Origin of the sequence: Azovibrio sp. (assembly GCF_049658005.1) — a bacterium.
Taxonomy (GTDB): Bacteria; Pseudomonadota; Gammaproteobacteria; order Burkholderiales; family Rhodocyclaceae; genus Azovibrio.
On the sequence record NZ_JBASOH010000066.1, the window covers coordinates 1 to 3917 of the forward strand.

The 3917-nt window shown below is 67.6% G+C and carries 4 protein-coding genes and 1 pseudogene; 4 read left to right on the forward strand and 1 reads right to left on the reverse strand.

From position 1 onward, the window contains the following. Positions 1 to 237 (reverse strand): annotated as a pseudogene (locus WBH99_RS07225) (hypothetical protein); the annotation flags it as partial. Between the two features lie 420 nt (positions 238 to 657). Here WBH99_RS07225 and WBH99_RS07230 point away from each other — a divergent pair. From WBH99_RS07230 to WBH99_RS07245, 4 genes are all read left to right on the forward strand, one after another. Beyond that, positions 658 to 1896, forward strand: coding sequence for an MFS transporter (locus WBH99_RS07230; protein ID WP_424219436.1), 1239 nt, complete (start codon positions 658 to 660; stop codon positions 1894 to 1896). A 126-nt stretch (positions 1897 to 2022) separates the two neighbouring features. Next, positions 2023 to 2364, forward strand: a complete 342-nt coding sequence (hypA, locus tag WBH99_RS07235) for a hydrogenase maturation nickel metallochaperone HypA (protein WP_424219437.1) — start codon at positions 2023 to 2025, stop codon at positions 2362 to 2364. A gap of 40 nt (positions 2365 to 2404) precedes the next feature. Next, entirely contained in the window at positions 2405 to 3385 is a 981-nt protein-coding gene (hypB, locus tag WBH99_RS07240; protein WP_424219438.1) for a hydrogenase nickel incorporation protein HypB, read from the forward strand. Between the two features lie 78 nt (positions 3386 to 3463). Continuing rightward, a partial coding sequence (locus WBH99_RS07245; protein ID WP_424219439.1) for an acylphosphatase occupies positions 3464 to 3917 on the forward strand: 454 nt, incomplete at its 3' end.

Below are 3917 nucleotides of genomic sequence, written 5' to 3' on the forward strand. Positions count from 1 at the left end.
CGGTGAGCCGTTGATGGTTTTCGGTCTTCGTTTGATTGCGTGGGGTTCAACGCGACCAGGGCGAATTGGGAGAAGAAGTTCGCTGATTCCGCCAAGCGGATGTGCGGTCATCCGCTTTGCACAAGCGTCAGAGGCGAAACAAAGTTGTTGTGCGAAAGCCAGATAAAGCTGAACGCTGCCCTTGAAGCTCAGCGCACGCGCGCATGACCCCGCTCCTGCGGCAGCACGGACCATCAAGGCGCAAACCATACAGCAGCCCGAACGCGCCCGGCAAACGCGATGTCCTGGGCACCCGACCGCCCCCGCCCTGCCTCCCCCTGAGCCGCTCGCACTGACCGGGGAACTGCCGGATTCAGGTTGATCATTTGCGACCCGTTCTCTGGTGGGTGTCTCCCGGCCAGCCCTGGCCTCTGCCTTGGCCATAGCCGCCATGAGAAAAAACATTCACTGCGCGATTCGGTGCGCAGCAAGCCCGGCCTTACCCTGGGCATCCCCTGCGCCTGTCGCTGCCGCTCTGTCCGAGTCTGTCCGAGTCTGACTGGGCGTTGCAGGGCCTTGCAGGGCGCCGGGGACCAGTCCTGCCTCCGCCGGCAGACAGACTCGCCCCCCAGCCGGAAAACGCGTAAATTGATGGCCCGGTTCCGTTCACGCAAGCCCATGACTTCCTCTGCCCTGGCCTCTCCGCCCCGCCACGATGCCGCCGTGATCACCCTGATCGGCGCCGTGCATGGCGTCTCCCATTTCTTCCACCTGCTCTTGCCGCCCCTCTTTCCCTGGCTGATGGCGGAGTTTGACCTCAGCTTCACCCGCATCGGCCTGACCATGACCCTCTTCTTTGTGGTCTCCGGCTTCGGCCAGGCGGCGGCGGGCTTCCTGGTGGATCGCTGGGGCGCGGCCCGGGTGCTGGCCGGTGGCATCACCTGCTTCATCCTCGCCGCCCTGCTGCTGGCCACGGCGACCGGTTTCCCGGTCCTGCTGCTGGTGGGAGGGCTGGCAGGCCTGGGCAACGCAGTGTTCCACCCATCCGACTTCACCGTGCTCAACCGGCATGTCTCCACTGCCCGCTTAGGCCACGCCTTTTCCGTCCATGGCCTGTCGGGCAACCTGGGCTGGGCCCTGGCCCCGGTGTTCATGACCGGCATCGCCACCCTGGCAGGCTGGCGCGTGGCCGCCCTGGCCGCCGCCTTGCTGGCCGGTCTGGCCCTGGCCCTGCTGCTTGCCTTTCGCCGCCTGCTGGACGACCCGCCCGGCCACCGCCCCAAAGCCGCACCCCAGGGCGAGCATCCCCTGGCCTTCCTCACCGTGCTGCCCGTATGGATGTGCTTTGCCTTCTTTTTCCTGACCACCACCTCCTTCGGGGCCATCCAGAACTACGCCCCCTCCATCCTCGAACATCTCTATGGCCTGGCCCGGCCCCTGGCGGCGGGTGGCTTGTCTGCCTGCCTGCTCGGGGGCGCCGGCGGCATTGCCCTGGGAGGCTTCCTCGCAAAATCAGGGGAGCACGACCGGATCATCGCCCTGATGCTCGGCTGCGCCGCCCTGCTTGCCCTGCTGCTGGCCACGGGCTGGCCGCCGGCCTGGAGCATCCTGGCCGTGATGGCGGGCATCGGTTTTTTCACCGGGGTGGCCGGCCCCTCCCGCGACCTGCTGGTGCGCCGCGCCGCCGTGGGCCGTTTCGGCGAGGCGGCCTACGGCCGCATCTACGGCTTTGTCTATTCCGGCCTGGATGCGGGCCTGGCCCTGGCGCCGCTGATCTTCGGCGCCTTCATGGACGGAGGGCAGGAGCGCCAGGTGCTGGTGGGCGTCGCCCTGCTCCAGGGCTTGGCCATCTTCACCGCCCTGGGGGTCGGACGCTACCTGCCCGCCCAGCCCGGAGGCCAGGCGGCTTCCCGCTAGCCGGACCCCGGCGGTAAAGCTGCTTTTTCTTTCCACGAAACTGATTGCCACCCCGCTGCGCCGAAAATCCGGGTCCTGAGCATCTCGCCCCTGGACCCCAGGCGCATCGAATGGACGGAGAACCGAATGCACGAAATGTCCCTGGCCGAAGGTATCCTGCAACAGGTGGAAGACACGGCCCGGCGCGAAGGCGCCCGCCAGGTCAGGACCGTGGTGCTGGAAATCGGCGCCCTGGCCAGCATCGAGGTGGAAGCCCTGCGCTTTTGCTTTGACGCGGTGACCCGGAACAGCCTGGCCGCAGGCGCCACCCTGGAAATCCAGACGCTGCCCGGAGCGGGCTGGTGCCTGCCCTGCGGCGCCACGGTGCCGATCACCGAGCTTTATGACCCCTGTCCCCGTTGCGGCAGCTACCAGGTACAAGCCACGGCCGGCACGCAAATGCGGATCAAGGAAATCGAAATAGAATAGAGCGCTGCGCCTTGGCGCTGAACTTTCAAGAGGAACCACAATGTGCACAACCTGCGGCTGCGCCAGCGGCGAAACCCGGATCGAAGGACAGGCGGTGGATCACGACCATCCCCACCACCACCATGAACATGAACATGAACACGGCCACGGTCACGGTCACGGCGGCGCGCCGCAACACTCCGATCATGACGAACACTGGCACCAGCACGAGGACGGGACCTGGCACCGCCATGCCCATGAAGCACGGGACCACGCCGCCGCCCTCGATTACGGCAGCGGCCCGGCCCGGGCCCACGCCCCGGGGCTGAGCCAGGCGCGCATGGTGCAGATCGAGCAGGACATCCTGGCCAAGAACGACCAGTACGCCGCCGCCAATCGCCAGCGCCTGTTCGATGCGGCGGTCCTGGCCCTCAATCTGGTCTCCAGCCCCGGCTCGGGCAAGACCACCTTGCTCACCCGCACGCTCACCCACCTCAAGGCAGAGATGCCCCTGGCCGTGATCGAGGGGGATCAGGAAACCGCCTTCGACGCCGAACGCATCCGCGCCACCGGCGTGCCCGCCCTGCAGATCAATACCGGCAAGGGCTGCCACCTGGACGCCCACATGGTGGGCCAGGCCCTGGACCAACTGGAACTGCCGGAAGGCGGCATGCTGTTCATCGAAAACGTCGGCAATCTGGTCTGCCCGGCCGCCTTCGACCTGGGCGAAGCGGCGAAGGTGGTGATCCTCTCGGTCACCGAGGGCGCCGACAAGCCCCTCAAGTACCCGGACATGTTCCACGCCGCCCGGCTCTTGCTGATCAACAAGATCGACCTGCTGCCCTATGTCGATTTCGAGCTGGATGAGGCCATCGCCCATGCCCGCCGGGTCAATCCCGGTCTGGAGGTGCTGCCCCTGTCCGCCACTTCCGGGGAAGGTTTCGATGCCTGGCTGGGCTGGCTCAAGACCCGGCTCGAAGACGTGAAGGGCGGCCGCATCCGCAGCCTGGAAGCCCAGCTCGCCAAGCTCAAGGGCGCCTGAGCGTGAGGCCGGAAACGAGCCTGCAGCGCCAGGGCGCGAAGCGGCAAGGGCACGCCCGGCCCGGTCCGTTGCTTTGCCATGCCCCTTGGCGTTGAGCCTTTCGGCATGCCAGAGGCAAGGCGTCTGCTCATCACCGGCCTGGTCCAGGGGGTAGGGTTTCGCCCCGCCGTCTGGCGCCTGGCCCGGCAGCTCGAACTGAGCGGCTGGGTCAGGAATGGTCCGGCCGGAGTGGAAATCCAGCTCCAGGGCCAGGCCGGGCCACTGGACGAATTCGTCCGGCGCCTGCCGCTCGAAGCCCCGACCCTGGCTCGCATCGACAGCCTGGAGCCCCGGGACAGCGCGCCGGAAAGCTGTGACGGCTTCAGCATCCAGGAAAGCCGCGCCGGCGGCCCGGTCGCTACCGCCATCGGCCCGGACCTGGCAGTCTGCCCCGACTGCCTCGCCGAACTGTTCGACCCGGCCAGCCGCCGCTACCGCTACCCGCTGCTGGCCTGCACCCGCTGCGGCCCGCGCTACACGGTGACCCGGCGCC

What these genes read in the sequence shown, in the direction of transcription:
- WBH99_RS07230 (WP_424219436.1), top strand. Translation starts at nt 658, where the DNA reads ATGACTTCCTCTGCCCTGGCCTCTCCGCCCCGCCACGATGCCGCCGTG.
- hypA (WP_424219437.1), top strand. Translation starts at nt 2,023, where the DNA reads ATGCACGAAATGTCCCTGGCCGAAGGTATCCTGCAACAGGTGGAAGAC.
- hypB (WP_424219438.1), top strand. Translation starts at nt 2,405, where the DNA reads ATGTGCACAACCTGCGGCTGCGCCAGCGGCGAAACCCGGATCGAAGGA.